This is a genomic window from Silvania sp., from assembly GCF_051656365.1.
In the GTDB taxonomy this organism is placed as follows: domain Bacteria; phylum Pseudomonadota; class Gammaproteobacteria; order Enterobacterales; family Enterobacteriaceae; genus Enterobacter; species Enterobacter hatchlandensis.
The window spans coordinates 1-25,689 of sequence record NZ_JBOGBT010000028.1 but is presented as its reverse complement, the minus strand read 5'-3'; the positions used below and the strand labels follow the sequence as shown (position 1 = coordinate 25,689).

The window sequence follows — 25,689 nt, the reverse complement described above, 5'->3', positions numbered from 1 at the left end:
AGGATGAGTTACAACACTTCCGAGTATATTGCAGTAATTGTTCACTCTGCTGACAGAACAGGGCTGCTCAAACCTCATGGGCAAGCCGATTGTTATTTTCCGCTAGCGCTAATCGACGCCAACGCAATGCCTCAATTTCAGGGCTGTCGAACGAAGACCAGGGGATGATGGGATTCAGCGCGGTGTAAACGAAACGCATCTTTTATCTGCGTGAATTTATGACAGGGCGAGGGCAGTGCGGAGTGATGATAATCGCCTATTAGTCATGATTATTAACGGGGTATCAGGAGGGTGACATTCCCGGACGGTGGGATCCGGGAGAGCGGTTCCGGGCTATCTGTTACTCGTCAGCGAGCCACATCTCGGCTTCTTCAAACATTTCCTGAACGGCACGGCTGATTTGTTCTTTCTCATGCTTACTGGCATCGGTGTTGATGCCTGGCAGCGCCATCATCGGCTTAACGCGCACCTCGGCATCGGGGAAGATGCGATGTACCCGCTTAGTCAATTCGTTCAGGATGCGCTCTTTCGCGCCAGGCAGTCCTTCAAAGTTGCGTTTGTCATATACCAGCTCGACGAACATGGGTTTGTGATCCTAAGTGTAGTGGGTAGGAGTGTAGTTATACTGTGTTTTTATCCAGCGTCAAGGGGGTGGGGCGTGTTAGGCGTAATAGGGGCACAAAAAAGCCCGCCAGGCTTGCGCCGTGCGGGCTTTCAGGACTTCGTATCAGGCTCTGGTGACCATCAACAAAGAATTTTGGTGGAGCTGGCGGGAGTTGAACCCGCGTCCGAAATTTCTACATCCTCGGTACTACATGCTTAGTCAGTCTTTACATTCGCACGCCAGCTGCGGACAGACACGCCACTGACGAACTAGCCTGATTAGTTTTAGCACTTCAGCCCCAGGCAGGACTTCCATGCGATCTCTTTTGGGTTTGACCTCTCTTGATCCCCGTCTTAAGAGCGGAAGCTAGGGAGAGAGGGCTCTTAGCAGGTTATTAAGCTGCTAAAGCGTAGTTTTCGTCGTTTGCGACTATTTTTTTGCGGCTTTTTACGAGGCAAACCGCCCCTCGGCATGCACCTTGGGTTTCGCAAATCCCGTCGAATCCAGAATCAGCCCCAATAGTGTTACATCAAGTATACCAGCATTCGCATGCCGGATACCAGTCCGGACGTTAACTTATTGAATCGCTCAATAGTTGCCCGGTTTAGCGGCCTGCGTGCTTCATTATTCGCGCTTTATCTACCTGCCATTCGCGATCTTTTGCGTCGTTACGCTTGTCGTGCTGCTTCTTACCTTTCGCGACGCCGATTTTCACTTTGCACCAGGCGTTTTTCCAGTACAGCGACAGAGCGAGTACGGTATAACCTTCGCGATTGATACGCCCGAAAAGTGAATCGAGCTCGCGCTTGTTCAGCAGCAGCTTACGAGTGCGGGTTGGATCGCAAACGTAGTGAGAGGACGCGACCGTCAGAGGCGTAAAGTTCGCGCCAAACAAAAAGGCTTCGCCGTCTTTAAAGATCACGTAGCTATCGCCGATGTTGGCTTTACCCGCACGCAGCGATTTTACTTCCCAGCCCTGCAGTGCAAGGCCAGCTTCGAATTCTTCTTCAATGAAATATTCATGGCGGGCACGCTTGTTGAGCGCAATGGTTGCCGAGCCAGATTTATGTGCTTTTTTCTTCGTCATAAGTTTCGTGAAGCCGTAGGTAATCTGATGTCAAAAAGTCACCTCATTGCGTCCTGTGAGGTCTAACGCGCTATATTAGCACGAGATGTGGCTCAGCGTTTTTTTAACAAGGGATAAATGTTATTATTTGTCGGTTGTTTGATCATGGAAAATGCTATGCCTCAGATTAGTCGTACTGCGCTTGTCCCCTACAGTGTGGAACAAATGTACCAGTTAGTGAACGACGTTCAGTCATATCCGCAGTTTATTCCGGGTTGTACCGGCAGCCGCGTACTGGACTCAGGCCCGACGCAAATGACGGCGGCGGTAGATGTCTCTAAAGCCGGGATCAGCAAAACGTTCACCACCCGCAATACCCTGACCGATAACCAGAGCATTTTGATGCATCTGGTGGATGGCCCATTCAAGAAGCTGATGGGTGGCTGGAAGTTTGTTCCGCTCAGCGCCGATGCCTGCCGAATCGAGTTTCACCTCGACTTCGAGTTTACCAATGCGCTGATCGAACTGGCGTTTGGCCGCGTGTTTAAAGAGCTGGCATCGAATATGGTTCAGGCGTTCACTGTCCGCGCCAAAGAGGTTTACAGTGTCGGCTAATATTGTGGTGGAAGTGGCGTACGCCCTGCCGGAAAAACAGTATCTGCAACGCGTGAAGCTGGAAGAGGGCGCGACTGTTGAAGAGGCGATTCGTGCTTCTGGCCTGCTGACATTACGTAGCGATATCGATCTGACCAAAAACAAAGTCGGCATTTACAGCCGTCCGGTGAAGCTTACCGATACGGTTAACGACGGCGACCGGGTCGAAATCTATCGTCCGCTGATTGCCGATCCGAAAGAGCTACGTCGCCAGCGTGCGGAGAAATCGGCGAAATAGTTGGCTTTCTTGATGGCCTAAGACAACAAAAAAGGTGCTCATTGAGCACCTTTTTGCGTTTCTCAAACCTTACTCTTTGGTGAGTGCAGGTTTGTTGTCGATATTGGTCAGCGCACCGTTGCTGCTGAAAGTCAGCGTCAGGGTCTGCTGCGTCACGCCTTCATGGCCTGGCTGCTGACGGAAGACGTAGAACCAGGTGTTGGTGCCGAACGGATCGGACATCATCGGCGTTCCCAGGGCATATGCGACCTGTTGCTGCGTCATGCCAATACGGATTTTTGACACATCGTTAGGTGCAAGGTAGTTCCCCTGGTTGATGTCAGGGCGGTAAACCACTCGTTCCAGAGTGGAGCAGCCTGCGGTCAACATCAGAAGAACCGCTGCGGCAGCGGTCAGCGTTTTACAGCGCATAGTGATTTGATTCCTTTTCGGGCCCGAGCAAGACGCGACGGCTCATATGTAATATGCCGATGATAATAGACCTTTCGCCACATTAAAACCTTTGGCGCTCGGTCTGTCGGCGTTTTTATTGTTCTCTATGACCCTGAGATCCCGAAAAAGTTTATGCCGCAAGCAGTTCTTTCGCATTTGCCAGGGTGTTGCGGGTGACTTCGCTGCCGCCCAGCAGGCGCGCCAGTTCCTGCAGACGGGCACGTTTGTCCAGCGGCTGCATGTGCGTTTCGGTCATCTCGCCGTCGGTTTCTTTGCTGACAAAGAAGTGATGATGGCCACAGCCTGCCACCTGCGGTAAGTGTGTCACGCACATCACCTGGGTGGATTCCCCAAGCTGACGCAGCAGTTTGCCGACCACCGCAGCGGTTGGGCCGCTGATACCGACGTCCACCTCATCGAAGATCAGCGCCGGGGTTTCCATTTTCCTGGCGGTAATGACCTGAATTGCCAGCGCGATACGCGACAGTTCACCGCCGGAGGCCACTTTCGAGATCGCCTGCAGCGGCTGGCCTGGGTTGGTGGTCACGCGGAATTCAATCCGGTTAGCGCCCTCTGCAGTCAGGTGATGCTCTTCAAACTTCACATCAATAGTGAACACGCCGTGGGGCATCGACAGCATGTGCATGCTCTCAGTGATGTGCTGGCTGAGTTCTTCTGCATAGTGCTGACGAATAGTGTGCAGCTCAGTGGCGGTTTCCAGCGCCTGACGATGATGCACGCTGACGGCCAGCGAGAGCGTTTCCAGCGAATCGGCCTGATCGTCCAGTTGCTGTTGTTCGTCGAGCAGCGATTGATGGAATTTTGGCAACTCTTCGGGCGACACGTGGTGTTTACGTGCCAGAGAGATCTGGCGCGAGATCCGCTGCTCAAGCTCAAACATGCGGTTGGGATCCAGATCCAGCCGCTCGCAGTAATGGCGCAGCTCATCGCTCGCTTCAGAGACCTGAATAGCCGCCTCTTCCAGCATATCCAACACGCCGGAAAGCTTGTTGTCCATGCCCGTCAGCTCGGTAATGAGCTGACGCACGGTATAGAGCTGGCTTTGCAGGTTCACGTCTTCGCCGTCTGCCAGTAAGCTCAGCGCCTGCTGGCTGGTCGAGAGCAGCTGGCCGCTGTTGGCGAGGCGTTTGTACTCTTCGTCGATCTGTTCAAACTCGCCGGCAAGCGGGCTGAATTCGTTCAGCTCTTTCAGCTGATAGGTCAGCAGCTCGGCGCGTGCGGTACGCTCATGGCTCTGCTGTTGATGCTGGGCCAGCTCACGGCAGCTCTGGTGCCACTGACGATAGTGTTCAGCCATCCGTTGCGTCAGCGCAAACTCACCGGCATAGCCGTCGAGTAACGCTTTTTGCTGTTCAGGCTTAATCAGCTGCTGATGGGCATGCTGGCCGTGGATCTGAATTAACAGCTGGCCGAGTTCGCGCAGCTGAGAAAGTGGCACTGAGGTTCCGTTGATAAAGCCACGGGAGCGTCCGTCGCTGCTGATAACACGGCGAAGTAAGCACTCACGCCCATCTTCCAGCTGGTTCTCTTCGAGCCAGCGCTGAGCGGCGGGGGTGTCCTTCAGGGAAAAGCGGGCGCACAGGTCAGCCCGGCTGGCGCCAGCGCGTACCATGTTGCCGTCGGCCCGACCGCCAAGGCACAGCCCGAGCGCATCAATGGCAATAGATTTACCGGCACCGGTTTCCCCGGTGATGGCCGTCATGCCGCTGTGAAAATCGATTTCGAGCTCACGAACGATCGCGAAGTTGCTAATGGTCAGTTGTGCCAGCATAGCCGTTTTCCTGTATGAAAAACCATAACTGTGTTTGTGTACAGTATAAACTGGTTTTTTATACAGTAAAGTGCTGGATGCTATTTCAGAACAATTTTTTTGACCAGCCTAACTTCGAGCTTAGGGTATTGAAATAGCTGTAGTCTTTCGGGTGAATTAGATTCAGATGGTAATCGCAGCGGCGGATCAGCACATCTTCGCCTTCCTGAATCGGCAACGCGATCTGGCTGTCGCAGCTGATCTCCAGGTCGTTGCGGCGGTGGGAAAAGCGCAGCCGAATGTTGCTGCTGCTGTTAATTACCAGCGGGCGAGCCGAGAGCGTGTGCGGGAACATCGGCACCAGGGTGATGGCATCCAGAGATGGAGTCAGGATAGGGCCACCCGCAGAGAGCGAATACGCCGTCGAGCCGGTTGGCGTCGAGATAATCAGGCCGTCGGACCGCTGCGAGAAGGCAAAGATTTCGTCGATATAGACTTCAAACTCAATCATGTGCGCCACTTTGCCCGGATGCAGGACCACTTCGTTGATGGCGGTGCTGATCCGTTTCTGGCAATCCTGCTGGCACACCTGGGCTTCCAGCAAAAAGCGTTTCTCACTGATGTAGTGGCCTTCCAGCACGTCGGCGAGCTGCTGCTGAGCGTTGTCCGGATCGAGGTCGGTTAAAAAGCCCAGGTTGCCACGGTTGATGCCAATGACTTTGATGTCGTAGCGGGCGAGGGTGCGTGCGGCCCCCAGCATATTACCATCACCGCCGACGACCACCGCCAGATCGGCCTGCTGACCAATCTCAGCCAGGGTGCCGGTTTTCACGTTTTTGAGCTGCAGCTCCTGGGCGATCTGTTGTTCGACGATCACGTCGTAGTTTTTGGCGCACAGCCAGCGATACAGCATTTCATGTGTTGTCAACGCAGTAGGGTGACGCGGATGACCGACAATCCCAATACACTTGAAATGCGTGTTCATTTTCTGGAGGTCCTTGTGCGAATGAATGATGACAATGTGCCTTGCTCCCTTGAAACCCGGAAACAGATCCCCATAATAATCCAGGTTAGCGAGATGATTGTGAAAAAACGCGGAGAAATTCATGAGTAGTAAAGAACAGAAAACGCCTGAGGGGCAAGCCCCGGAAGAAATTATCACGGAGCAGCACGAAGAGGTTGAGGCGGTTGAGCCTGAGGCTGGTGCTGAGCAGGTGGATCCGCGCGATGAAAAAATTGCGAATCTGGAAGCTCAGCTGGCTGAAGTCCAGACTCGCGAGCGCGACAGCTTGCTGCGCGTAAAAGCCGAAATGGATAACCTGCGTCGTCGTACCGAGCTGGACGTTGAAAAGGCGCATAAGTTTGCGTTGGAAAAATTCGTCAACGAACTGCTGCCGGTTATCGATAGCCTGGATCGCGCGCTGGAAGTGGCGGATAAAGCGAACCCGGATATGGCACCAATGGTTGAAGGGATTGAGCTGACGCTGAAATCCATGCTCGACGTGGTGAAGAAGTTCGGCGTGGAAGTGGTTGCAGACATCAACGTGCCAATGGATCCGAATGTGCATCAAGCGATTGCGATGATGGAATCTGAGGATGTTGCAGCTGGCAACGTGCTGATGGTGATGCAGAAAGGCTATACCCTGAACGGGCGTACCATTCGCGCGGCGATGGTTTCCGTTGCGAAAGCGAAGGCATAATTCGCCTTCCGTAGCGCCGGGGGGCGGCAACGCCAGCCCGGCCTACATCATGGTTATTCTGCCACGCTCTCCCGGAGCGGTTTTACCGGCAACACTTTTACCTGCTTAATCATATTGTCCTGCACATCCAGGATATCAATATCATACTGGCCAATGCGCACCCGGGTGCCTGCCGCCGGGATCTCTTCCAGCGCTTCCAGAATCATGCCGTTAATGGTGCGGGCCTCGTCTTCCGGCATCTGCCAGTTAAAGGCTTTGTTCAGTTCACGCACGCTGGCGCTGCCGTCAATCAGCACCGAGCCGTCGTTTTGCGGCGTGACTTCTTCGGCAAGCGAAGGGGACATCGAGGTGGTAAAGTCGCCCACGATCTCTTCCAGAATATCTTCTACCGTCACCAGCCCCTGAATATCACCGTACTCATCGACCACCAGACCAACTTTCTTTTTATTGCGCTGAAATTTAACCAGCTGGGTACTGAGCGGCGTGCCTTCCGGGATGTAGTAAATCTCATCCGCCGCGCGCAGCATCACCTCTTTGGTGAACTCTTTTTTCTCGGTCATCAGGCGGTACGCTTCGCGCACGCGTAACATGCTAATGGTATCGTCCAGTGAATCCCGGTATAGCACGATCCGGCCATGCGGAGAGTGGGTCAGCTGGCGGACGATGGCTCTCCAGTCGTCGTTAATATCAATCCCAACGATTTCATTGCGCGGCACCATGATGTCGTCCACGCTCACCTTTTCCAAATCCAGCACCGACAGCAGCATATCCTGGTTGCGGCGCGAGATTTGCGAGCGCGACTCATGAACAATGGTGCGTAATTCGTCTTTGCTCAGCGCGCTGCTGATCACCACATCGGCTTTGATTCCCACCATGCGCATCAGCACCCGCGTCACGCTGTTCAGCAGCCATACCAGCGGCATCATCAGAATGAGTAACGGTGCCAGCAGTACGCTGCTGGGGTAGGCGACTTTTTCGGGGTACAGCGCGGCGATGGTTTTTGGCAGCACTTCGGCGAAGACCAGCACCACAAACGTCAGCACCCCGGTGGCAATGGCGACACCGGCGTTACCGTACAGGCGCATGCCGACAATGGTGCCCAGCGCGGAGGCGAGAATATTGACCAGGTTATTGCCAATGAGCACCAGGCTTATCAGGCGATCCGGTTTGCGCAGCAGTTTTTCGACACGGCGGGCGGCCCGGTTACCCTGTTTGGCGCGATGGCGTAAACGGTAGCGATTCAGCGTCATCATGCCGGTTTCTGAGCCGGAGAAATAGGCGGAGATAACCACCATGACGATCAGGGTAACGATCAGCGTGGTAGTGGAGATGTGTTCCAGGGGGAACTCCTTGGTTTTTAGCTGGCGAGTTGCTGGATGACGCGGCTGCCAAAGTAGGCCAGGGTCAGAATGCCTGCACCTGCAACGTTGAACCAGACCACGCGACGACCGCGCCAGCCTTCATGATAGTGGCCCCACAACAGGACAATATAGACAAACCACGCAATGATAGAGAGCACGGCCTTGTCGATATTCTCGAGGCTGAAGAGATTTTGCATATAAAACAGGCCAGTGCACAGCGTCAGGGTCAGCAGCACCACGCCGACCTGGGTGATGTGAAACATCTTTCGCTCGATGCTCATCAGCGGCGGCATTTCGTTACTGAAGGCCAGCTTTTTGTTCTTTAACTGGTAGTCAATCCACGCCAGCTGGAGCGCGTACAGTGCGGCAATAATCAACGTGGCGTACGAGAACAGCGACAGGCCGATATGCACCATCATACCCGGCGTGGCCTCAAGATGGGTGATGAACTCGTTCGGGACGAAGGTGGCGAACGCCAGGTTAATCAGCGCAAAGGCATAGACAATCGGCAGCAGCAGCCAGCCACGGTTTTTTGAGGCGACGATGGTCATCACAGTACAGATCATCAGGCTGACCAGCGAACCGACATTAAGCAGGCTCAGGTTTTGCCCGCTGCCGTCGCCCGGCAGAATACGCGCTTCGAGCGCAAAAGCATGGCTTATCAACGCAATCACTGCCGACAGAATAGCCATTCGCCGCCAGCCGCTGTTTTTTTGCAGCAGGCCGGGGATGATCAGCGCGAGGCTGACAGAGTACGCCACCAGGGCGATCAGTGCGAAAACAGGCATAGAGTGTCGACAGTTGTCTTAATGAGAAAGAGAGGCAGTATAACGTTACGCGACGCCTGCTCCAACCGTTGCATAACAACAAAGGCGCCTTCATGTTATACTGCGGCAAAATTCTGTGTACGTGTCGCTACTGCGACCTAACGTTTCTACCTCAGGCGAGAGACAATGTTTGATAATTTAACCGATCGTTTGTCGCGCTCGCTGCGCAACATCAGCGGCCGTGGACGCCTTACCGAAGACAACATCAAAGAGACGCTGCGCGAAGTGCGCATGGCGCTGCTTGAAGCAGACGTCGCGTTGCCGGTGGTACGTGATTTTATCAGCCGCGTAAAAGAGAAAGCGGTTGGTCACGAAGTTAACAAGAGCCTGACCCCGGGTCAGGAGTTCGTCAAAATCGTACGAAGCGAGCTGGTTTCGGCGATGGGCGAAGAGAACCAGAGCCTGAACCTTGCCGCGCAACCGCCAGCCGTAGTGCTGATGGCCGGTCTGCAGGGGGCGGGTAAAACGACCAGCGTCGCGAAGCTGGGTAAGTTCCTGCGCGAAAAGCACAAGAAAAAAGTGCTGGTCGTTTCTGCCGACGTTTATCGCCCGGCGGCGATCAAACAACTGCAAACCCTGGCTGAACAGGTTGAGGTCGACTTCTTCCCGTCCGACGTGGCGCAGAAGCCAATCGACATCGTTAACGCGGCGCTGAAAGAAGCGAAGCTGAAATTCTTCGATGTGCTGCTGGTGGATACCGCTGGTCGTCTGCACGTTGACGAAGCGATGATGGACGAAATCAAACAGGTACATGCCGCGATCAATCCGGTTGAAACCCTGTTTGTCGTCGATGCCATGACCGGCCAGGATGCGGCGAATACCGCGAAAGCGTTTAACGAAGCCCTGCCGCTGACCGGTGTGGTACTGACCAAAGTGGACGGCGACGCCCGCGGCGGCGCGGCGCTCTCTATTCGCCATATCACCGGCAAGCCGATTAAGTTCCTTGGCGTCGGCGAGAAGACCGAAGCGCTGGAGCCGTTCCATCCGGACCGTATTGCCTCCCGTATCCTCGGCATGGGCGACGTGCTGTCGCTGATCGAAGATATCGAGAGCAAAGTTGACCGCGCGCAGGCCGAGAAGCTGGCGAGCAAGCTGAAAAAAGGCGACGGGTTCGATCTGACCGACTTCCTGGAACAGCTGCGCCAGATGAAAAACATGGGCGGCATGGCGAGCCTGATGGGCAAGCTGCCGGGCATGGGCCAGATCCCGGACAACGTGAAAGCACAGATGGACGACAAGGTTCTGGTGCGTATGGAGGCGATTATCAACTCCATGACGCTGAAAGAGCGCGCGAAGCCAGAAATTATTAAAGGCTCCCGCAAACGCCGTATCGCGGCGGGTTGTGGGATGCAGGTACAGGACGTTAACCGCCTTCTGAAGCAGTTCGACGACATGCAGCGCATGATGAAGAAGATGAAAAAAGGCGGTATGGCGAAGATGATGCGCGGCATGAAAGGGATGATGCCCCCAGGTTTTCCAGGGCGTTAAGTGCTTTAGAGATTGCTTTTCGCGCGGAAATGAGTAAAATTTTCGGGCTTTTAATATGACACCGGGCTCCTTCCCTCGATGGGGCCCGGTGTTTTATTCACACAAGAGGATGTTATGGTAACTATTCGTTTAGCACGTCACGGCGCGAAAAAGCGTCCGTTCTACCAGGTTGTTGTTACTGACAGCCGTAACGCACGCAACGGTCGCTTCATCGAGCGCGTTGGTTTCTTCAACCCTATCGCTAGCGGTAACGAAGAAGAAACTCGCCTGGATCTGGATCGTATCGCTCACTGGGTTGGCCTGGGCGCTACTGTATCCGATCGCGTTGCTACGCTGATCAAAGCTGCAAACAAAGCAGCTTAATCTGTCACGGTGGTCATGATGAGCAAAAAAGCACCTGTTGAACCGATTGTATTGGGCAAAATGGGTTCTTGCTACGGTATCCGTGGCTGGCTCAGAGTGTTTTCCTCCACCGAAGACGCCGAAAGCATTTTTGACTATCAGCCCTGGTTTATCCAGAAGGCGGGTCAGTGGCAAGAGGTCGAGCTGGAAAGCTGGCGTCACCACAATCAGGATATCGTTATCAAGCTGAAAGGCGTTGACGATCGCGATGCTGCGAATGCACTGACTAATTGCGAAATTGTTGTGGATTCGTCGCAGTTGCCAAAGCTGGATGATGGCTACTACTGGAAAGACCTTATCGGTTGCCAGGTTGTCACCACCGAAGGCTATGGTCTGGGTAAAGTCATCGATATGATGGAAACCGGATCCAATGACGTTCTCGTCATTAAGGCAAACCTGAAAGATGCGTTTGGTATCAAGGAGCGGTTGGTTCCGTTCCTCGATGGACAGGTTATCAAGAAAGTCGATCTCGCTACTCAAACGATTGAAGTAGATTGGGATCCTGGTTTTTAAATTCTCCTGAAAACGGTAAAAGACGGCGCTATGTGGATTGGCATAATTAGCCTGTTTCCTGAAATGTTCCGCGCGATTACTGATTACGGGGTAACTGGCCGGGCAGTAAAAAATGGCCTGCTGAGCATCGAGAGCTGGAGTCCACGTGACTTCACGCATGACCGGCACCGTACCGTGGACGAACGTCCTTACGGCGGCGGACCGGGGATGCTCATGATGGTGCAACCCTTACGGGATGCCATCGCAGCAGCAAAAGCCGCGGCAGGTGAAGGCGCAAAGGTGATTTATCTGTCACCTCAGGGACGCAAGCTTGATCAAGCGGGCGTCAGCGAACTGGCAACGAATCAAAAGCTGATTCTGGTGTGCGGTCGCTACGAAGGAATAGATGAGCGCGTAATTCAGACCGAGATTGACGAAGAATGGTCTATCGGCGATTACGTTCTCAGCGGTGGTGAGTTACCGGCGATGACGCTGATTGACTCCGTTTCCCGGTTCATTCCGGGAGTACTGGGTCACGAAGCTTCGGCAACAGAAGATTCTTTTGCCGATGGATTGCTGGACTGCCCACACTATACCCGTCCTGAAGTGTTAGAAGGGATGGAGGTACCGCCGGTTTTACTGTCGGGAAACCATGCCGAGATTCGTCGCTGGCGTCTGAAGCAGTCGCTGGGCCGTACCTGGCTTAGAAGACCTGAACTTCTGGAAAACCTGGCTCTGACTGAAGAGCAAGCAAAGTTGCTGGCCGAGTTCAAAACTGAATACGCGCAGCAACAGAAACATGATGGGATGGCCTGAGGCCCCCGAATATCAGTTTACCCAGGATAAGAGATTAAATTATGAGCAACATTATTAAGCAAATTGAACAAGAGCAGATGAAGCAGGACGTACCTTCATTCCGTCCGGGTGATTCCGTGGAAGTGAAAGTATGGGTTGTTGAAGGTTCCAAAAAACGTCTGCAGGCATTCGAGGGCGTGGTTATCGCTATTCGTAACCGCGGTCTGCACTCTGCATTCACTGTTCGTAAAATTTCCAACGGCGAAGGTGTTGAGCGTGTCTTCCAGACTCACTCTCCAGTAGTTGACAGCATTACTGTCAAACGTCGTGGTGCTGTACGTAAAGCTAAACTGTACTACCTGCGTGAGCGTACTGGTAAGTCTGCTCGTATCAAAGAGCGTCTTGGCTAAGACCCGCTTAAGCAACATCCTGATAAAAAGGGCTGGCCGCAAGGCTGGCCCTTTTTTTGTCTCTGTGCGCTATACACATTAACCAATTCGTCATAAATCGTTTACAATGCCCCTGCTTTAATGGAGGGGATGTGAAGACGAATCAGCAGCAGGCACCATGGCAACGCATCGCGGTCAGTATCGCGCTGTTCGCGATCCTGCTGATCGTCATCGCGCCGCTGATCTCTGTTGCGCTGCAAAAAGATCCCATGAGCGCGATGCCTGGGATGCATCATGATATGAGTATGATGTCGGAGCATCACGCGCCCTCAGAGAGCGTTCCAGTTGACCATGCTGAAGCCTGCGGATACTGCGTACTGTTGGCGCACGTTCCGGGCGTGATGCTGGCGCTGGTGATGCTGCTCGGCGCACGCGTACTCAGACAGCGTCTTATCCCGCCGCGACCCGTCGTTCACCACTGGCACTTCTTCCCCTGGCTTTGCCCCGATACCCGCGCGCCGCCGCAGGCGTCTGCTTTATTCCTGTAAAAATAATGTACGCCATCGCGTATTGATAACTTTTTGCCGTAAAAGGGAAAGCATGACTACCTGCAACTCGCGCGCAGCATGGGGCAACCTGCTGCGTCGTCTTCACTTCTATGTTGGTCTGTTTGTCGGACCGTTTATCTTTATTGCTGCCCTGTCCGGGACGCTGTACGTCGCGACGCCGCAGCTGGAGAACAGTCTCTACCATCATGCACTGTTCAGCGATACGCAGGGCCAGGCGCGTCCGCTGGCCGAGCAAATCGCCGTCGCGGAGCAGGTCACCGGTGGCGAGCTGCGCTTGCAGGCGGTGCGTCCGGGTCTGACAACAGGTGAGACCACCCGTGTGATGTACGTTGATCCGGCGCTGAAGGCTTCGGAAAACCGGGCGATATTTATCGATCCGGTCAGCCTCGAAGTGCGCGGCGATATGACGGTCTATGGCACCAGCGGTATTCTGCCGTTACGGCAAACCATCGACTATCTGCATCAGTCTTTGCTGCTGGGCGATGTGGGGCGTCTTTATAGCGAGCTGGCCGCATCCTGGATGTGGATTGCCGCGCTAGGGGGGATCGCGCTGTGGTTCTCAACCCGGCCAAAACGTCGCATCAATAACCGCTTTCAGAACCGCCGCCGGGTGCATGTGTCGCTCGGCTGGGTTCTGCTGACCGGTATGCTACTGTTCTCTGCTACCGGCCTGACCTGGTCTCAGTGGGCGGGCGGCAATGTGGATAAACTGCGGGCGGAAATGGGCTGGCTGACGCCGCAGGTCAACACGCAGCTTCATGGCCCGGCGGGGGTGACCGACCCGCATGCCGAGCATCATGGGCATCCTATGACCATGCCGATGTCGCAGATGAAACCCGATCTGACGCTGTTTGATGGGGTTCTGCACGCCGCCAATACCGCGGGCATTGATGCCACGAAGCTGGAGATCCGCCCGGCGAAGAGCGGCACGCAGGCGTGGACCGTGACCGAGATTGACCGTAGCTGGCCGACCCAGGTCGACGCGGTGGCCGTTGACCCTGGCACGTTGACTGTGCTCGACCATACCCGCTTTGCTGATTATCCGCTGATGGCCAAACTGACCCGCTGGGGCGTGGATTTCCACATGGGCGTGCTGTTTGGCCTGCCGAACCAGCTGGTGCTGATCGCATTTGGCATTGGGCTGTGCGTGATGATCGTCTGGGGCTATCGGATGTGGTGGATGCGCAGACCGAAGCAGACGGCAACCGATCCCGCCTCGACCCTGGTCCAGACCTGGCTCATGCTGCCGGTATGGGGACGCATGTTGTCGTTAGTCATCAGCGTGCTGCTGGGGCTGGCGATGCCGGTGATGGGCTGCAGTCTGGTGCTGTTCGTTATGGCTGACTGGCTGCGCTGGCGGTCTGCGACGAAGCTGTCGCTGGCTGAGTCAATAAAATAGTCGTGCAGGACGTGCCAATAACTGCCGCCTGGCGGTGGTTGTCGGCACGTCGCTTAGTTGCATTAATTTAAGCGGCTGGCCTGGGTTCCCTCTTTCATGCCGTGCTGCCAGGCTTCACGCAGCTTAGTGTTGTTATCCGCCGTATCGCAGCTGGCCGGGAAAATCCGGCCCGCTAATCCCCAGGCATAAACAAAGTTCTCCTGACAAATTTTCTCCTGCCCCTCTTTGTACCCGCTCAGATACTCAGAACGATCCACTTTCGGGTCGTTAAAGTTAGCCGCCAGCGATTGGTTGGATTTTACGGCTACGCCGTTCATGGCGTCTTCTTTACCGGCATCGAACCAGTCGGTTCCCGTCCAGGTGGGTTGATGCGTGTAAGGATCGATCTGACATGCAGTTAAAAGCAGGCACAGCAAAGAGGTCACAATAAAGCGCATAAGACATTCTCCCTTTTTCATTCAGCATAGCCTGGCGCAGATAACGCGTGCTGTCATTTTTACGTTACACATTAATCGAATGTTTTTTGCCTGAAATTGCATGCTGTAAAGTATTATTTACGTATTTTGGATTGAAATCTTTACTATCTGTGGTATCGTTGGGTTTCCTCGCTGAGGAAAACAACTATCGCAAACGAGCTTCCAGGATCGCCATCATGCAAAAAGACGCGCTGAATAACGTACATATTACCGACGAACACGTTCTGATCACCCCGGACCAACTGAAAGCGGAATTCCCGCTGAGCGTTGAGCAAGAGGCGCAAATCGCGCACTCCCGCCAGACCATTTCCAATATCATTGCCGGACGCGATCCGCGTTTGTTGGTGGTATGCGGTCCGTGCTCTATCCACGATCCAGAAACTGCCATCGAATATGCTCAGCGTTTTAAAGCCCTTGCCGAAGAGGTCAGCGATAACCTCTATCTCGTCATGCGCGTCTATTTTGAAAAACCTCGTACCACCGTTGGCTGGAAAGGGTTGATTAACGATCCTCACATGGATGGTTCGTTTGATGTCGAAGCTGGCCTGAAGATTGCGCGCCATCTTCTGGTCGAGCTGGTGAACATGGGCCTGCCGCTGGCAACAGAAGCGCTGGATCCAAACAGCCCGCAGTACCTGGGCGATCTGTTCAGCTGGTCGGCAATCGGTGCCCGTACGACCGAGTCGCAAACCCACCGTGAGATGGCGTCTGGCCTGTCTATGCCGGTTGGTTTCAAAAACGGTACCGACGGCAGCCTGGCGACGGCGATCAACGCCATGCGTGCTGCGGCGATGCCGCACCGCTTCGTCGGTATCAACCAGGCCGGTCAGGTTTGTCTGCTGCAGACGCAGGGCAACCCGGATGGTCACGTTATCCTGCGTGGCGGCAAGGCACCAAACTACAGTCCGGCAGATGTCGCGCAGTGCGAAAAAGAGATGGAACAGGCAGGACTGCGCCCGGCACTGATGGTAGATTGCAGTCATGGTAATTCTAATAAAGATTACCGTCGTCAGCCTGCGGTGGCAGAATCCGTCGTGGCGCAGATTAAAGATGGCAACCGTTCGATTATTGGCCTGATGATTGAAAGTAACATCCATGAAGGCAATCAATCATCCGAACAGCCGCGCAGCGCTATGAAACACGGTGTCTCCGTGACCGATGCCTGCATTAGCTGGGAAGCCACCGATGCGTTGCTGCGTGAGATCCACAAAGATTTGAACGGCCAGCTGGCGACGCGTCTGGCTTAAGAGGTTTGTTATGGTTGCTGAATTGACCGCATTACGCGATCAAATTGATGAGGTGGATAAGGCGCTGCTGGATCTGCTGGCGCGCCGGATGGCGCTGGTCGCTGAAGTCGGCGAGGTCAAAAGTAAATACGGCCTGCCGATTTACGTGCCAGAGCGCGAAGCCTCCATGCTGGCATCACGGCGGAAAGAGGCCCAGGCGCTGGGCGTCTCGCCGGATCTGATTGAAGATGTGCTGCGCCGCGTGATGCGGGAATCCTACTCCAGTGAAAATGACAAAGGCTTCAAAACCCTCTGTCCAACGCTGCGCCCGGTCGTCATTGTTGGCGGCGGCGGGCAGATGGGGCGTCTGTTTGAGAAGATGCTGACGCTTTCTGGCTACCAGGTGCGGATCCTCGAAAAAGAGGACTGGGCGCAGGCAGAGGCGACGGTCGCAGACGCAGGCATGGTGATTGTCAGCGTTCCGATCCACGTGACCGAAGAGATTATTGCTAAACTGCCTCCGCTGCCGGAAGACTGCATTTTGGTTGATCTGGCCTCGGTCAAAAATGGTCCGCTGCAGGCGATGCTGGCCGCGCATAACGGTCCGGTTCTTGGCCTCCACCCGATGTTTGGCCCGGACAGCGGCAGCCTGGCAAAACAGGTTGTCGTGTACTGCGATGGCCGCCAGCCGGAAGCTTATCAGTGGTTCCTGGAACAGATGCAGGTGTGGGGTGCACGTTTACACCGGATCAGCGCCGTCGAGCACGACCAGAACATGGCCTTTATCCAGGCGCTGCGCCACTTCGCGACCTTCGCATATGGCCTGCATCTGGCAGAAGAGAATGTCCAGCTTGAGCAACTGCTGTCGTTGTCATCACCGATTTACCGTCTTGAACTGGCGATGGTCGGGCGTCTCTTTGCTCAGGATCCACAGCTGTATGCCGACATCATCATGTCGTCGGGCAGCAATCTTGCGCTGATCAAACGTTACTACCAGCGTTTTGGTGAAGCGATCACTTTGCTGGAGCAGGGTGATAAACAGGCCTTTATCGACAGCTTCCGTAAGGTCGAGCACTGGTTTGGCGATTACGCCCAGCGCTTCCAGAACGAAAGTCGAATTTTACTGCGACAGGCCAACGACAGTCGCCAGTAATCTAATGATGTATATACTAAAAGCCAGCACTGCTGGCTTTTTTCATTTTGGGGATTTGTCATGGCCGAACCACGCGTTCTGTTTGATTATACGGGGCATTTACCGGAATGCCCGACCTGGTGCGAAGCGGAAAACGCCCTGTATTGGGCAGATATACTGGAAGGCGAGATCCACCGATATCACCTGCCTACGGCGGAACACACCGTTTTGTCCTTCCACGAAGAAGTGGGGTGTTTTGCTCTGCGCCACGGCGGCTTTATTGTTGCCATGCGTAATGCCATCTGGCTGACCGACAGGCAGGGGCTGCTGCAGCGTAAGGTCTGCGATAATCCGTCCAATCCGCAGCTGGCGCGCTTTAATGACGGCGGCACGGATCATTTTGGCCGCTTCTATGCGGGCACCTTCTGGGGGCCGGGCGACTATAACGGTGCGCTGCTGATGCGGATCGACAATGACCTGACGCCGAAGGTCATCCAGTGTGATATCCACGGTCATAACGGTCTGGCATTCAGCGAAGATAAGCGCTGGATGTATACCTCTGATACGCCAAATGCCGTGATTTATCGCACGCCGCTGGACGAGCAGGGCGAGCCTGGCAAACGGGAGATATTTCATCGCTTTCTGCCGGGAGAAGGGATCCCCGACGGTGCGGCGATGGATGTCGAAGGCTGTTACTGGAGCGCACTGTTCGACGGCTGGCGCATCGCGCGCTTTTCTCCGCAGGGTGAACAGCTGGAAGAGTACCGCCTGCCAGTGCGCTACCCGACGATGGTTTGTTTCGGCGGTGACGATATGCAAACGCTTTTTATCACCACCACCCGTGAAAACATGGATCCGCAGGAGATTGCGGCCTGGCCGCTATCCGGGGCTATTTTCACCCTGCCGGTTAGCGTGGCAGGGGTGAAAAAGAGCCTCTTTATACCGCGTTAAGCCGGATCCACCGGGACAACGTTCTCGCTCGGATAGCAGCCCAGCACCTTCATCGAACGGGTAATTTTACCCAGCTCGCGCAGGGCTTTCTGCATGGATGTAGATTCCAGGTTGGCCTGGATATCAAGATAAAACATCTCTTCCCACGGGTTGCCGTGAATAGGACGGGATTCCAGTTTGGTCATGATCAGATTGTGGTTACGCAGCACCAGCAGCGCCTCAACCAGTGCACCCGCCTGTTGGCCGGTTGCCATCAGCAGCGTGGTTTTAGCCGGAACCTGATCGGAAACGTCGATGGCTTTACGCGCTAGCACAACAAAACGGGTGATGTTTTGCGTCTGGTTCGCCAGATTACGCTCCAGAACCTGCAATCCATACAGTGCCCCGCCCGCTTCATTCCCCAGTGCGGCAACGGTAGGGGTATTGGTCTGAGCCACTTTCTCCATGGCGGCTGAGGTGCTCTCGGTATACTCAATTTTCCAGCCCGGATAGCGGTTCAGGAACTGGCTACACTGCTGGAACGGCTGCGGATGGCTGTACACCGTCTCGATCTTACTCAGGTCGGTAGAGCCGCTCACCAGCACGCAGTGGTCGATAGGGATGGTCAGTTCGCCAACCAGCGACAGGGTGGTGTGCTGGAGTAAATCGTAGACGTCGTTAATCGCGCCGGAACTGGTGTTCTCGATTGGGACGATGGCGTAATCCGCTTGCCCGGTTTCAACCTGATTGAAAATATCGGCAAATTTAGCACAGCCGCTCTCGATAAACTCTTCAAAATGGCGGGCAGCGTACTGACGAGCCGCAAGGTGGGAATAGGACCCTTTTGGCCCCAGGAAGGCAACGCGCGCAGAGTGCGGATTGGTTTTATTCAGATGCTGTTGCAGCAACGCCTGTTGAGTCAGGACCGAATCTTCAATAATCAGCTGGAACAGGCGAGTGATGTAATGCGCGTCCAGATGATGCGTTTTACCGAGCGTAATCAAGCGTTCCAGCAGATCACGCTCACGATCGATATCGCGTACCGGACGATGCGAAGCCAGTTTCGCCTTGCCAACCTCGACGGCAAGCGCGCGGCGTTCTGCCAGCATTGAAAGCAATTTTTCATCCAGAGTGCTGATCTTATCTCGCAGGTCCAGTAACGGGTTTTCCGATGTCATAGTGTTGCCTTTGTCTTTTATCGTTATCAATAAAAAAGGCCCCCCGGTGTGGGAGGCCTTGTTGTTCGTCTTCGCATTCTTTATCACACGACGAAACGCCTCCCAATCAGGGGAAGGTAAAAAAGAATGCGAAGAAAAACGGTTTAGTGGTCATAAGTGATCTCTTCAATAGACTGACTTAAAGTACCCGTACTGTTTTCACCCTGTCAATAAAAAACGCGCCCGAAGGCGCGTTGGCGAGACACTCAATGTAAAGGATTACTCTTCTTCTTCAACTTCAACGAAGCTTGCGTCTTTCACTGATGTTGCTGCACGACGGGCTTCACCTTTGTGCTGCACTTTATTGAGCTGCCGTTCCAGCTTGTTAATCAAATCGTTGATGGCGGTGTACATATCTTCATGTTTTGCGCTGGCGACCAGATGGCCGTTTGGAGTATTGATAGTTGCGTCAGCGATGAAACCCTGCGGCTCCTTAGAAAGAATGATATGTGGCTTGATCAGGTGAGTTTGCCATTTATCCAGTTTGGCGAGACGGTCTGCGACGTGCTGGCGTATTGCCGGAGTAATTTCCATTTGTTTACTGGTAATGTTCATTGTCATAAATTTTACCTCTTGTCTTTCCCGTCTTGGTGATTCCAGCATACCGTTCTTAATGTCAAAATACGTGATCTAAATCACATTTTTATGTCACTTTTTGTCAGCGGATTCTTTTTGTGAGGCAGGACAGGAAGAATCAACTTTTACCTTGTCGAGTGGGCAAACTGCGTTCATAGTTGATAGGATTCGTGCGGGCTAAACCGGTTCAGCCTACGACAGATATGAATAAAAAAACGGCAGCCCGCGGGCTGCCGTTTTGCATATTGATGAAGGATCAGGAATTGCTGCTGTTGGCGGCAATAATCTTCGCAACTTTTTCTGCCTGTGCAGTCATCTGCATCTGGCGGTAGGCGTTTTCCATCAGCGTCAGGCCATCACGGGTAGCCTGGGTATCCGGATAATCACGCAGCATGCCTTCAACGCGGTTCACGACGGCAACCCATGCACCACGGCGGGTGTAATAATCCGCGACAGAGTATTCGTATTTAGCCAAACGATCTTTCAGGAACACCAGCCGCTTGCCGGCATCCGTAACATACTGGCTGTTCGGATAGCCACGCACCAGTTTGGAGAAGTCGTTGAACGCATCGCGGGCGTGCTGAGGGTCACGGTCTGAACGATCCACACCAAAGAAGCCTTGCAATGCACTGTCATCCAGCGCCATGTTGGTCAGGCCGCGCATATACATAACATAGTCAATATTTGGATGGGTCGGATTCAGACGCATGAATCGATCAATCGTTGCCTGCGCCAGCGGCAGATCGGCATTTTTATAGTAGGCGTAGATCAGATCTAACTGTACCTGCTGGGAATAAGGACCAAATGGATAACGATTATCCAGCGCTTCCAGTTGCGTTATCGCCTGTTTCCAGTTACCGTCCTGCAGCTTTTGCTGAGCAGTCGCATAGATTTCATTCGGCGGATTGTCAGGGACCTGTTCATTCGAACCGGAGCAGCCCACCAAAGCCAGGCTCAACGTGGCCGCTGCCACCAGATATTTCATGCGCGTCATGACGTTTTGACTTTCCTCAAATGTTTGTCCGGGAGAATCTCTTTCCTGCTCCCGATTAAGACCAGCTACAATAGCACACTATATTAAACGGCAAAGCCGTAAAACCCAACGTTAAACGAAGAAGCAGTCTATGGCACAACGAGTAGAACTCACCGCAACAGTCTCCGAAAAACAGCTCGGACAACGCTTAGATCAGGCTTTGGCCGAAATGTTCCCTGATTATTCGCGTTCACGCATAAAAGAATGGATTCTGGACCAGCGCGTGCTGGTCAATGGCAAGATTTGGGATAAGCCAAAAGAAAAAGTGTTGGGTGGGGAAGTTGTTGCCATCAATGCTGATATCGAAGAAGAAGTCCGCTTCGAAGCCCAGGATATCCCGCTGAATATCGTTTATGAAGATGACGACATTCTGGTAATCAACAAGCCGCGTGATTTAGTCGTGCACCCTGGTGCAGGCAACCCTGACGGCACAGTGCTGAATGCACTGCTGCACTATTATCCACCTATCGCTGACGTACCGCGTGCGGGGATCGTTCACCGTCTGGATAAGGACACGACCGGCCTGATGGTCGTTGCGAAGACCATTCCGGCGCAAACGCATCTGGTAGAAGCTTTGCAGCTGCGTGAAATCACCCGTGAGTATGAAGCCGTCGCGATTGGTCATATGACCTCAGGCGGGACGGTTGAGCAGCCAATTAGCCGTCATCCAACGAAACGTACCCATATGTCTGTCCATCCAATGGGCAAACCGGCGGTTACGCACTATCGCATTATGGAACATTTCCGCATTCATACGCGTCTGCGTCTGCGTCTGGAAACCGGGCGTACGCATCAGATCCGTGTTCATATGTCCCATATCACCCATCCGCTGGTGGGCGATCAGGTCTATGGTGGCCGTCCGCGTCCGCCAAAAGGTGCGTCTGAAGAGTTTATCGCTATGCTGCGTAAATTCGACCGACAGGCTCTGCATGCGACCATGCTGCGTCTTTATCATCCGATCACCGGTATTGAGATGGAGTGGCATGCGCCAATCCCTCAGGATATGGTGGATCTGATCGACGCGATGCGTGCCGATTTTGAAGAGCATAAAGACAACGTGGATTGGCTATGACCAAACTGATTGTCCCGGAGTGGGCCATGCCGAAAGGCGTAGCCGCCTGCAGTTCCACCCGTATCGGTGGTGTCAGTGAGGGAGCCTGGGAATCATTAAACCTGGGTGCTCACTGTGGCGACAATCTCGACCACGTCGAGGAGAACCGCCAGCGCATGTTCGCGGCAGGTCGGCTGCCATCAAAACCGGTCTGGCTTGAGCAAGTACATGGTTCTGATGTGCTGAAACTCACCGGTGAACCATACGCCTCAAAGCGTGCAGATGCGTCCTATAGCAATACTCCGGGCACAGTGTGTGCCGTCATGACCGCCGACTGTCTGCCGGTGCTGTTCTGCAATACAGCCGGGACCGAAGTTGCCGCCGCCCATGCGGGCTGGCGTGGTTTGTGCGCGGGCGTGCTGGAAGAAACTGTCGCCTGCTTTGCGGATAGTGCGGATAACATCGTTGCCTGGCTTGGCCCGGCGATTGGCCCGCAGGCGTTCGAAGTGGGGCCGGAAGTCCGTGCGGCATTTATGGAAAAAGATCCACAAGCTGAGCGTGCTTTCCATCCGGCAGGGGATAAATTTATGGCTGATATCTATCTCCTGGCCCGTCAACGACTGATGAACGTGGGTGTTAATCAGATCTACGGTGGCGATCGCTGCACATTCACCGAAACGGGTGATTTCTTCTCTTATCGTCGCGACAAGACGACAGGTCGTATGGCAAGTTTCATTTGGCTGATATAACCTAAAGAATCAAGACGATCCGGCACGCGCCGTTTTCTTTTCGCATAATTCAGGTCATTCACCTTGAATAATTGAGGGATGACCTCATTTAATCTCCAGTAGCAAATTTGACCTGTTATGGGAGGAGTTATGCGTCTGGATCGTCTTACCAATAAATTCCAGCTGGCACTCGCCGACGCCCAGTCTCTCGCACTGGGGCGCGACAACCAATTTATCGAACCTCTTCATTTAATGAGCGCCTTGCTGAATCAGGAAGGGGGTTCGGTACGTCCTTTGCTTACGTCTGCCGGCATTAATGCGGGCCAGTTACGCACGGCTATCGATCAGGCGTTGAGCCGTTTGCCACAGGTGGAAGGTACCGGTGGTGATGTTCAACCGTCTCAGGATCTGGTGCGCGTTCTGAATCTTTGCGACAAGCTGGCGCAAAAGCGTGGGGACAATTTTATTTCGTCAGAGCTGTTTGTTCTGGCGGTGCTTGAATCACGTGGCACGTTGACCGACCTGCTGAAAACCGCTGGTGCAACCACGGCCAACGTGACTCAGGCGATTGCACAGATGCGTGGAGGTGAAAGCGTGAACGATCAGGGTGCCGAAGACCAGCGTCAGGCGTTGAAGAAATTTACCGTCGACCTGACTGAGCGTGCTGAACAGGGCAAGCTGGATCCGGTGATTGGCCGTGACGAAGAGATTCGCCGCACAATTCAGGTTCTGCAGCGCCGGACCAAAAATAACCCCGTGCTCATCGGTGAGCCGGGTGTCGGTAAAACCGCCATTGTTGAAGGACTGGCGCAGCGTATCGTTAATGGCGAAGTTCCTGAAGGCTTAAAAGGCCGTCGGGTACTCGCGCTCGATATGGGGGCGCTGGTGGCCGGGGCAAAATACCGGGGTGAGTTCGAAGAGCGCTTAAAAGGCGTGCTTAACGATCTGTCGAAACAGGAAGGCAACGTTATCCTGTTTATAGATGAGCTGCACACCATGGTCGGAGCGGGTAAGGCCGACGGGGCAATGGATGCCGGGAACATGCTGAAACCGGCGCTGGCGCGAGGTGAACTGCACTGCGTGGGGGCCACAACCCTTGATGAGTATCGGCAGTACATTGAAAAAGACGCTGCGCTGGAACGTCGCTTCCAGAAAGTCTTTGTCGCTGAACCGTCAGTAGAAGATACCATCGCTATTCTGCGTGGTCTGAAAGAGCGTTATGAGCTGCATCATCATGTGCAGATCACCGACCCGGCTATCGTGGCGGCGGCAACGTTATCGCATCGTTATATCGCCGACAGGCAACTGCCGGACAAGGCCATCGATCTGATCGATGAGGCGGCCTCCAGCATTCGTATGCAGATTGACTCGAAGCCGGAAGAGCTGGACAGGCTCGATCGCCGCATTATTCAGCTCAAGCTTGAACAGCAGGCGCTGAAGAAAGAGTCGGATGAAGCCAGTAAGAAACGCCTGGATATGCTCAATGAAGAGCTCGATGACAAAGAGCGTCAATATTCCGGCTTAGAAGAAGAGTGGAAAGCGGAAAAAGCGTCCCTTTCGGGCACACAGACAATTAAAGCTGAACTGGAGCAGGCGAAGCTTGCGATAGAACAGGCGCGTCGCGTGGGCGATCTGGCGCAAATGTCTGAGCTGCAGTACGGTAAAATTCCGGAACTGGAAAAACAGCTGGCAGCCGCAACCCAGTCCGAAGGCAAAACTATGCGTCTGTTGCGTAATAAGGTGACGGATGCAGAGATTGCGGAGGTGCTGGCGCGCTGGACCGGGATCCCGGTAGCCAGGATGCTGGAAGGTGAGCGTGACAAACTGCTGCGGATGGAGCAAGACCTGCACCACCGGGTGATTGGCCAGAATGAAGCGGTCGAAGCGGTATCGAATGCGATTCGCCGTAGCCGTGCCGGGCTGTCCGATCCTAACCGACCTATTGGTTCGTTCCTGTTCCTCGGGCCGACCGGTGTGGGTAAAACGGAGCTGTGTAAAGCGCTGGCGAACTTCATGTTCGATAGCGACGATGCGATGGTGCGGATCGACATGTCCGAGTTTATGGAGAAACATTCGGTGTCGCGTCTTGTGGGTGCGCCTCCGGGATACGTCGGCTATGAAGAGGGCGGTTATCTGACAGAAGCGGTGCGCCGTCGCCCGTACTCCGTCATTCTGCTGGATGAAGTGGAAAAGGCACACCCGGATGTGTTCAATATCCTTCTTCAGGTGTTGGATGATGGACGCCTGACGGACGGGCAGGGGAGAACGGTCGATTTCCGTAATACGGTAGTCATTATGACCTCGAACCTGGGTTCCGATCTGATTCAGGAACGGTTTGGCGCGCTGGATTATGGGCATATGAAGGATCTGGTGCTAGGAGTGGTTAGCCAAAACTTCCGCCCTGAGTTCATCAACCGTATTGATGAAGTGGTGGTCTTCCATCCTCTGGGTGAAAAACACATTGCTTCTATTGCCCGTATACAGCTGCAGCGGTTGTATCAGCGTCTGGAAGAGCGTGGATACGAAACGCAGATTTCAGATGATGCCCTGCAGCTGTTGAGTGCGAACGGTTACGATCCGGTGTACGGGGCGCGTCCATTAAAACGCGCCATTCAGCAACAGATCGAAAACCCGCTGGCCCAGCAAATCTTGTCCGGGGCACTTATTCCGGGCAAAACAATACAGCTGGTGGTGAAAGACGACCACATTGTGGCAGTGCAGTAAGTCACAGAACGGCAAAAACGAGCCCCTCGGGGCTCGTTTTTGTTTAAAAACCAGGCAAAACTGGATTTCCAGACACGTTATTGCCTGGAAAGTGAGCGAACGATAAGTAATTTTCATTTTATGCTTGTCAGCCCAGAAGAATCGCCTATACTGCGCCTCCACTGACACGGAACAACGGATTACAAACCGCCGTGACAGCAGGCTTCAGAGATGAACGCCGACAGAGAAAAGCGAAAATAAACGCTTGACTCTGAAAGAGGAAAGCGTAACATACGCCACCTCGCAACGGTGAGCTTAACGCCGCGTTGCACTGCTCTTTAACAATTTATCAGACAATCTGTGTGGGCACTCAAAGTGACATGGATTCTTAACGTCGCAAGACGAAAAATGAATACCAAAGTCTCTGAGT

Annotated in this window: 28 protein-coding genes, 1 other RNA gene and 1 other annotated feature; of the genes, 16 read left to right on the top strand and 13 right to left on the bottom strand. The window is 54.0% G+C overall.

Going from position 1 to position 25,689, the window contains the following annotated elements; genetic code table 11:
• Positions 1-340: 340 nt before the first annotated feature.
• The 3 genes from ACRDD5_RS05235 to smpB form a co-directional block, all read right to left on the bottom strand.
• The gene (locus ACRDD5_RS05235; RefSeq protein WP_438676117.1) at positions 341-583 is read right to left on the bottom strand and encodes a DinI family protein; all 243 of its coding nucleotides are present in this window, start codon (positions 581-583) and stop codon (positions 341-343) included.
• A 175-nt stretch (positions 584-758) separates the two neighbouring features.
• Positions 759-1,121: a transfer-messenger RNA gene (ssrA, locus tag ACRDD5_RS05230) on the bottom strand.
• 87 nt (positions 1,122-1,208) lie between these two features.
• Positions 1,209-1,691, bottom strand: a complete 483-nt coding sequence (smpB, locus tag ACRDD5_RS05225) for an SsrA-binding protein SmpB (RefSeq protein WP_271282013.1) — start codon at positions 1,689-1,691, stop codon at positions 1,209-1,211.
• Positions 1,692-1,847: 156 nt separating this feature from the next.
• Here smpB and ACRDD5_RS05220 point away from each other — a divergent pair, with 156 nt between their 5' ends.
• Complete coding sequence (locus tag ACRDD5_RS05220) at positions 1,848-2,285, top strand: type II toxin-antitoxin system RatA family toxin (protein ID WP_271282014.1); 438 nt, start codon at positions 1,848-1,850, stop codon at positions 2,283-2,285.
• The gene (locus tag ACRDD5_RS05215) at positions 2,275-2,562 is read left to right on the top strand and encodes an RnfH family protein (protein ID WP_438676116.1); all 288 of its coding nucleotides are present in this window, start codon (positions 2,275-2,277) and stop codon (positions 2,560-2,562) included. The genes ACRDD5_RS05220 and ACRDD5_RS05215 overlap by 11 nt, the downstream gene beginning before the upstream one ends.
• A 69-nt stretch (positions 2,563-2,631) precedes the next feature.
• Here ACRDD5_RS05215 and bamE read toward each other — a convergent pair whose 3' ends face one another.
• From bamE to nadK, 3 genes are all read right to left on the bottom strand, one after another.
• The gene (gene bamE, locus ACRDD5_RS05210; protein WP_271282016.1) at positions 2,632-2,973 is read right to left on the bottom strand and encodes an outer membrane protein assembly factor BamE; all 342 of its coding nucleotides are present in this window, start codon (positions 2,971-2,973) and stop codon (positions 2,632-2,634) included.
• 151 nt (positions 2,974-3,124) lie between these two features.
• On the bottom strand, positions 3,125-4,786 hold the full coding sequence (recN, locus tag ACRDD5_RS05205) for a DNA repair protein RecN (RefSeq protein WP_438676115.1): 1,662 nt from the start codon (positions 4,784-4,786) through the stop codon (positions 3,125-3,127).
• An 85-nt stretch (positions 4,787-4,871) separates the two neighbouring features.
• A complete protein-coding gene (nadK, locus tag ACRDD5_RS05200) occupies positions 4,872-5,750 on the bottom strand; it encodes an NAD(+) kinase (protein ID WP_271282018.1) in 879 nt (292 codons plus the stop codon).
• Between the two features lie 121 nt (positions 5,751-5,871).
• Between nadK and grpE the strand changes: the two genes are divergently transcribed.
• On the top strand, positions 5,872-6,465 hold the full coding sequence (gene grpE, locus ACRDD5_RS05195) for a nucleotide exchange factor GrpE (protein WP_271282019.1): 594 nt from the start codon (positions 5,872-5,874) through the stop codon (positions 6,463-6,465).
• 53 nt (positions 6,466-6,518) lie between these two features.
• Here grpE and ACRDD5_RS05190 read toward each other — a convergent pair whose 3' ends face one another.
• The gene (locus ACRDD5_RS05190; protein WP_271282042.1) at positions 6,519-7,805 is read right to left on the bottom strand and encodes an HlyC/CorC family transporter; all 1,287 of its coding nucleotides are present in this window, start codon (positions 7,803-7,805) and stop codon (positions 6,519-6,521) included.
• A 17-nt stretch (positions 7,806-7,822) separates the two neighbouring features.
• The gene (locus tag ACRDD5_RS05185) at positions 7,823-8,614 is read right to left on the bottom strand and encodes a cytochrome C assembly family protein (protein WP_271282020.1); all 792 of its coding nucleotides are present in this window, start codon (positions 8,612-8,614) and stop codon (positions 7,823-7,825) included.
• A gap of 165 nt (positions 8,615-8,779) precedes the next feature.
• On the opposite strand from ACRDD5_RS05185, the gene ffh reads away from it, so the two are divergent.
• The 7 genes from ffh to ACRDD5_RS05150 all read left to right on the top strand — a co-directional run bounded on the left by ffh (position 8,780) and on the right by ACRDD5_RS05150 (position 14,187).
• Positions 8,780-10,141, top strand: coding sequence for a signal recognition particle protein (gene ffh / locus ACRDD5_RS05180; RefSeq protein WP_271282021.1), 1,362 nt, complete (start codon positions 8,780-8,782; stop codon positions 10,139-10,141).
• A 114-nt stretch (positions 10,142-10,255) separates the two neighbouring features.
• Positions 10,256-10,504 carry a 30S ribosomal protein S16 gene (gene rpsP / locus ACRDD5_RS05175; protein WP_271282022.1) on the top strand — a complete coding sequence of 83 codons (249 nt, stop codon included), beginning with the start codon at positions 10,256-10,258 and terminating at the stop codon, positions 10,502-10,504.
• Positions 10,505-10,519: 15 nt separating this feature from the next.
• Complete coding sequence (gene rimM / locus ACRDD5_RS05170; protein WP_418939601.1) at positions 10,520-11,056, top strand: ribosome maturation factor RimM; 537 nt, start codon at positions 10,520-10,522, stop codon at positions 11,054-11,056.
• Positions 11,057-11,086: 30 nt separating this feature from the next.
• A complete protein-coding gene (gene trmD / locus ACRDD5_RS05165; protein ID WP_271282024.1) occupies positions 11,087-11,851 on the top strand; it encodes a tRNA (guanosine(37)-N1)-methyltransferase TrmD in 765 nt (254 codons plus the stop codon).
• A 41-nt stretch (positions 11,852-11,892) separates the two neighbouring features.
• Positions 11,893-12,240: a 50S ribosomal protein L19 gene (rplS, locus tag ACRDD5_RS05160; protein ID WP_271282025.1), complete on the top strand. Its 348-nt coding sequence runs from the start codon at positions 11,893-11,895 to the stop codon at positions 12,238-12,240.
• 131 nt (positions 12,241-12,371) lie between these two features.
• On the top strand, positions 12,372-12,767 hold the full coding sequence (locus ACRDD5_RS05155) for a DUF2946 domain-containing protein (protein WP_438676114.1): 396 nt from the start codon (positions 12,372-12,374) through the stop codon (positions 12,765-12,767).
• 52 nt (positions 12,768-12,819) lie between these two features.
• Complete coding sequence (locus ACRDD5_RS05150) at positions 12,820-14,187, top strand: PepSY-associated TM helix domain-containing protein (protein WP_438676113.1); 1,368 nt, start codon at positions 12,820-12,822, stop codon at positions 14,185-14,187.
• 62 nt (positions 14,188-14,249) lie between these two features.
• On the opposite strand, the gene ACRDD5_RS05145 is transcribed toward ACRDD5_RS05150, so the two are convergent.
• Positions 14,250-14,624, bottom strand: a complete 375-nt coding sequence (locus ACRDD5_RS05145) for a DUF2799 domain-containing protein (RefSeq protein WP_271282028.1) — start codon at positions 14,622-14,624, stop codon at positions 14,250-14,252.
• Positions 14,625-14,839: 215 nt separating this feature from the next.
• On the opposite strand from ACRDD5_RS05145, the gene aroF reads away from it, so the two are divergent.
• From aroF to ACRDD5_RS05130, 3 genes are read left to right on the top strand one after another with little or no spacing between them, the layout of a single operon-like run.
• Positions 14,840-15,910: a 3-deoxy-7-phosphoheptulonate synthase AroF gene (gene aroF, locus ACRDD5_RS05140; protein ID WP_271282029.1), complete on the top strand. Its 1,071-nt coding sequence runs from the start codon at positions 14,840-14,842 to the stop codon at positions 15,908-15,910.
• Positions 15,911-15,920: 10 nt separating this feature from the next.
• Complete coding sequence (tyrA, locus tag ACRDD5_RS05135) at positions 15,921-17,042, top strand: bifunctional chorismate mutase/prephenate dehydrogenase (protein ID WP_438676112.1); 1,122 nt, start codon at positions 15,921-15,923, stop codon at positions 17,040-17,042.
• 60 nt (positions 17,043-17,102) lie between these two features.
• Entirely contained in the window at positions 17,103-17,972 is an 870-nt protein-coding gene (locus ACRDD5_RS05130) for an SMP-30/gluconolactonase/LRE family protein (RefSeq protein WP_271282031.1), read from the top strand.
• Here ACRDD5_RS05130 and pheA read toward each other — a convergent pair.
• The 4 genes from pheA to bamD all read right to left on the bottom strand — a co-directional run bounded on the left by pheA (position 17,969) and on the right by bamD (position 20,738).
• Entirely contained in the window at positions 17,969-19,129 is a 1,161-nt protein-coding gene (gene pheA, locus ACRDD5_RS05125; RefSeq protein WP_438676111.1) for a bifunctional chorismate mutase/prephenate dehydratase, read from the bottom strand. The two genes, ACRDD5_RS05130 and pheA, sit on opposite strands and share 4 nt — an antisense overlap.
• A gap of 29 nt (positions 19,130-19,158) precedes the next feature.
• Positions 19,159-19,284, bottom strand: a sequence feature (Phe leader region).
• Positions 19,236-19,283, bottom strand: coding sequence for a hypothetical protein (locus ACRDD5_RS05120; RefSeq protein WP_225759495.1), 48 nt, complete (start codon positions 19,281-19,283; stop codon positions 19,236-19,238). It overlaps the preceding feature by 48 nt.
• Positions 19,285-19,387: 103 nt before the next feature.
• Positions 19,388-19,729 carry a ribosome-associated translation inhibitor RaiA gene (gene raiA / locus ACRDD5_RS05115; RefSeq protein ID WP_271282033.1) on the bottom strand — a complete coding sequence of 114 codons (342 nt, stop codon included), beginning with the start codon at positions 19,727-19,729 and terminating at the stop codon, positions 19,388-19,390.
• A 271-nt stretch (positions 19,730-20,000) separates the two neighbouring features.
• Entirely contained in the window at positions 20,001-20,738 is a 738-nt protein-coding gene (gene bamD / locus ACRDD5_RS05110; protein WP_271267244.1) for an outer membrane protein assembly factor BamD, read from the bottom strand.
• 130 nt (positions 20,739-20,868) lie between these two features.
• Here bamD and rluD point away from each other — a divergent pair, with 130 nt between their 5' ends.
• From rluD to clpB, 3 genes are all read left to right on the top strand, one after another.
• Entirely contained in the window at positions 20,869-21,849 is a 981-nt protein-coding gene (rluD, locus tag ACRDD5_RS05105; protein ID WP_271282034.1) for a 23S rRNA pseudouridine(1911/1915/1917) synthase RluD, read from the top strand.
• Positions 21,846-22,577 carry a purine nucleoside phosphorylase YfiH gene (gene yfiH / locus ACRDD5_RS05100; protein WP_271282035.1) on the top strand — a complete coding sequence of 244 codons (732 nt, stop codon included), beginning with the start codon at positions 21,846-21,848 and terminating at the stop codon, positions 22,575-22,577. Before rluD ends, yfiH begins: the two co-directional genes overlap by 4 nt.
• A 129-nt stretch (positions 22,578-22,706) precedes the next feature.
• On the top strand, positions 22,707-25,280 hold the full coding sequence (gene clpB / locus ACRDD5_RS05095) for an ATP-dependent chaperone ClpB (RefSeq protein WP_438676110.1): 2,574 nt from the start codon (positions 22,707-22,709) through the stop codon (positions 25,278-25,280).
• The last annotated feature ends 409 nt before the right edge of the window (positions 25,281-25,689 follow it).

Bases quoted from the DNA above. Each gene is read 5' to 3' on its own strand.
- ACRDD5_RS05235 (WP_438676117.1), bottom strand. From the start codon at position 583: ATGTTCGTCGAGCTGGTATATGACAAACGCAACTTTGAAGGACTGCCT.
- smpB (WP_271282013.1), bottom strand. From the start codon at position 1,691: ATGACGAAGAAAAAAGCACATAAATCTGGCTCGGCAACCATTGCGCTC.
- ACRDD5_RS05220 (WP_271282014.1), top strand. From the start codon at position 1,848: ATGCCTCAGATTAGTCGTACTGCGCTTGTCCCCTACAGTGTGGAACAA.
- bamE (WP_271282016.1), bottom strand. From the start codon at position 2,973: ATGCGCTGTAAAACGCTGACCGCTGCCGCAGCGGTTCTTCTGATGTTG.
- recN (WP_438676115.1), bottom strand. From the start codon at position 4,786: ATGCTGGCACAACTGACCATTAGCAACTTCGCGATCGTTCGTGAGCTC.
- nadK (WP_271282018.1), bottom strand. From the start codon at position 5,750: ATGAACACGCATTTCAAGTGTATTGGGATTGTCGGTCATCCGCGTCAC.
- grpE (WP_271282019.1), top strand. From the start codon at position 5,872: ATGAGTAGTAAAGAACAGAAAACGCCTGAGGGGCAAGCCCCGGAAGAA.
- ACRDD5_RS05185 (WP_271282020.1), bottom strand. From the start codon at position 8,614: ATGCCTGTTTTCGCACTGATCGCCCTGGTGGCGTACTCTGTCAGCCTC.
- ffh (WP_271282021.1), top strand. From the start codon at position 8,780: ATGTTTGATAATTTAACCGATCGTTTGTCGCGCTCGCTGCGCAACATC.
- rpsP (WP_271282022.1), top strand. From the start codon at position 10,256: ATGGTAACTATTCGTTTAGCACGTCACGGCGCGAAAAAGCGTCCGTTC.
- rimM (WP_418939601.1), top strand. From the start codon at position 10,520: ATGATGAGCAAAAAAGCACCTGTTGAACCGATTGTATTGGGCAAAATG.
- trmD (WP_271282024.1), top strand. From the start codon at position 11,087: ATGTGGATTGGCATAATTAGCCTGTTTCCTGAAATGTTCCGCGCGATT.
- rplS (WP_271282025.1), top strand. From the start codon at position 11,893: ATGAGCAACATTATTAAGCAAATTGAACAAGAGCAGATGAAGCAGGAC.
- ACRDD5_RS05150 (WP_438676113.1), top strand. From the start codon at position 12,820: ATGACTACCTGCAACTCGCGCGCAGCATGGGGCAACCTGCTGCGTCGT.
- ACRDD5_RS05145 (WP_271282028.1), bottom strand. From the start codon at position 14,624: ATGCGCTTTATTGTGACCTCTTTGCTGTGCCTGCTTTTAACTGCATGT.
- aroF (WP_271282029.1), top strand. From the start codon at position 14,840: ATGCAAAAAGACGCGCTGAATAACGTACATATTACCGACGAACACGTT.
- tyrA (WP_438676112.1), top strand. From the start codon at position 15,921: ATGGTTGCTGAATTGACCGCATTACGCGATCAAATTGATGAGGTGGAT.
- ACRDD5_RS05130 (WP_271282031.1), top strand. From the start codon at position 17,103: ATGGCCGAACCACGCGTTCTGTTTGATTATACGGGGCATTTACCGGAA.
- pheA (WP_438676111.1), bottom strand. From the start codon at position 19,129: ATGACATCGGAAAACCCGTTACTGGACCTGCGAGATAAGATCAGCACT.
- raiA (WP_271282033.1), bottom strand. From the start codon at position 19,729: ATGACAATGAACATTACCAGTAAACAAATGGAAATTACTCCGGCAATA.
- bamD (WP_271267244.1), bottom strand. From the start codon at position 20,738: ATGACGCGCATGAAATATCTGGTGGCAGCGGCCACGTTGAGCCTGGCT.
- rluD (WP_271282034.1), top strand. From the start codon at position 20,869: ATGGCACAACGAGTAGAACTCACCGCAACAGTCTCCGAAAAACAGCTC.
- yfiH (WP_271282035.1), top strand. From the start codon at position 21,846: ATGACCAAACTGATTGTCCCGGAGTGGGCCATGCCGAAAGGCGTAGCC.
- clpB (WP_438676110.1), top strand. From the start codon at position 22,707: ATGCGTCTGGATCGTCTTACCAATAAATTCCAGCTGGCACTCGCCGAC.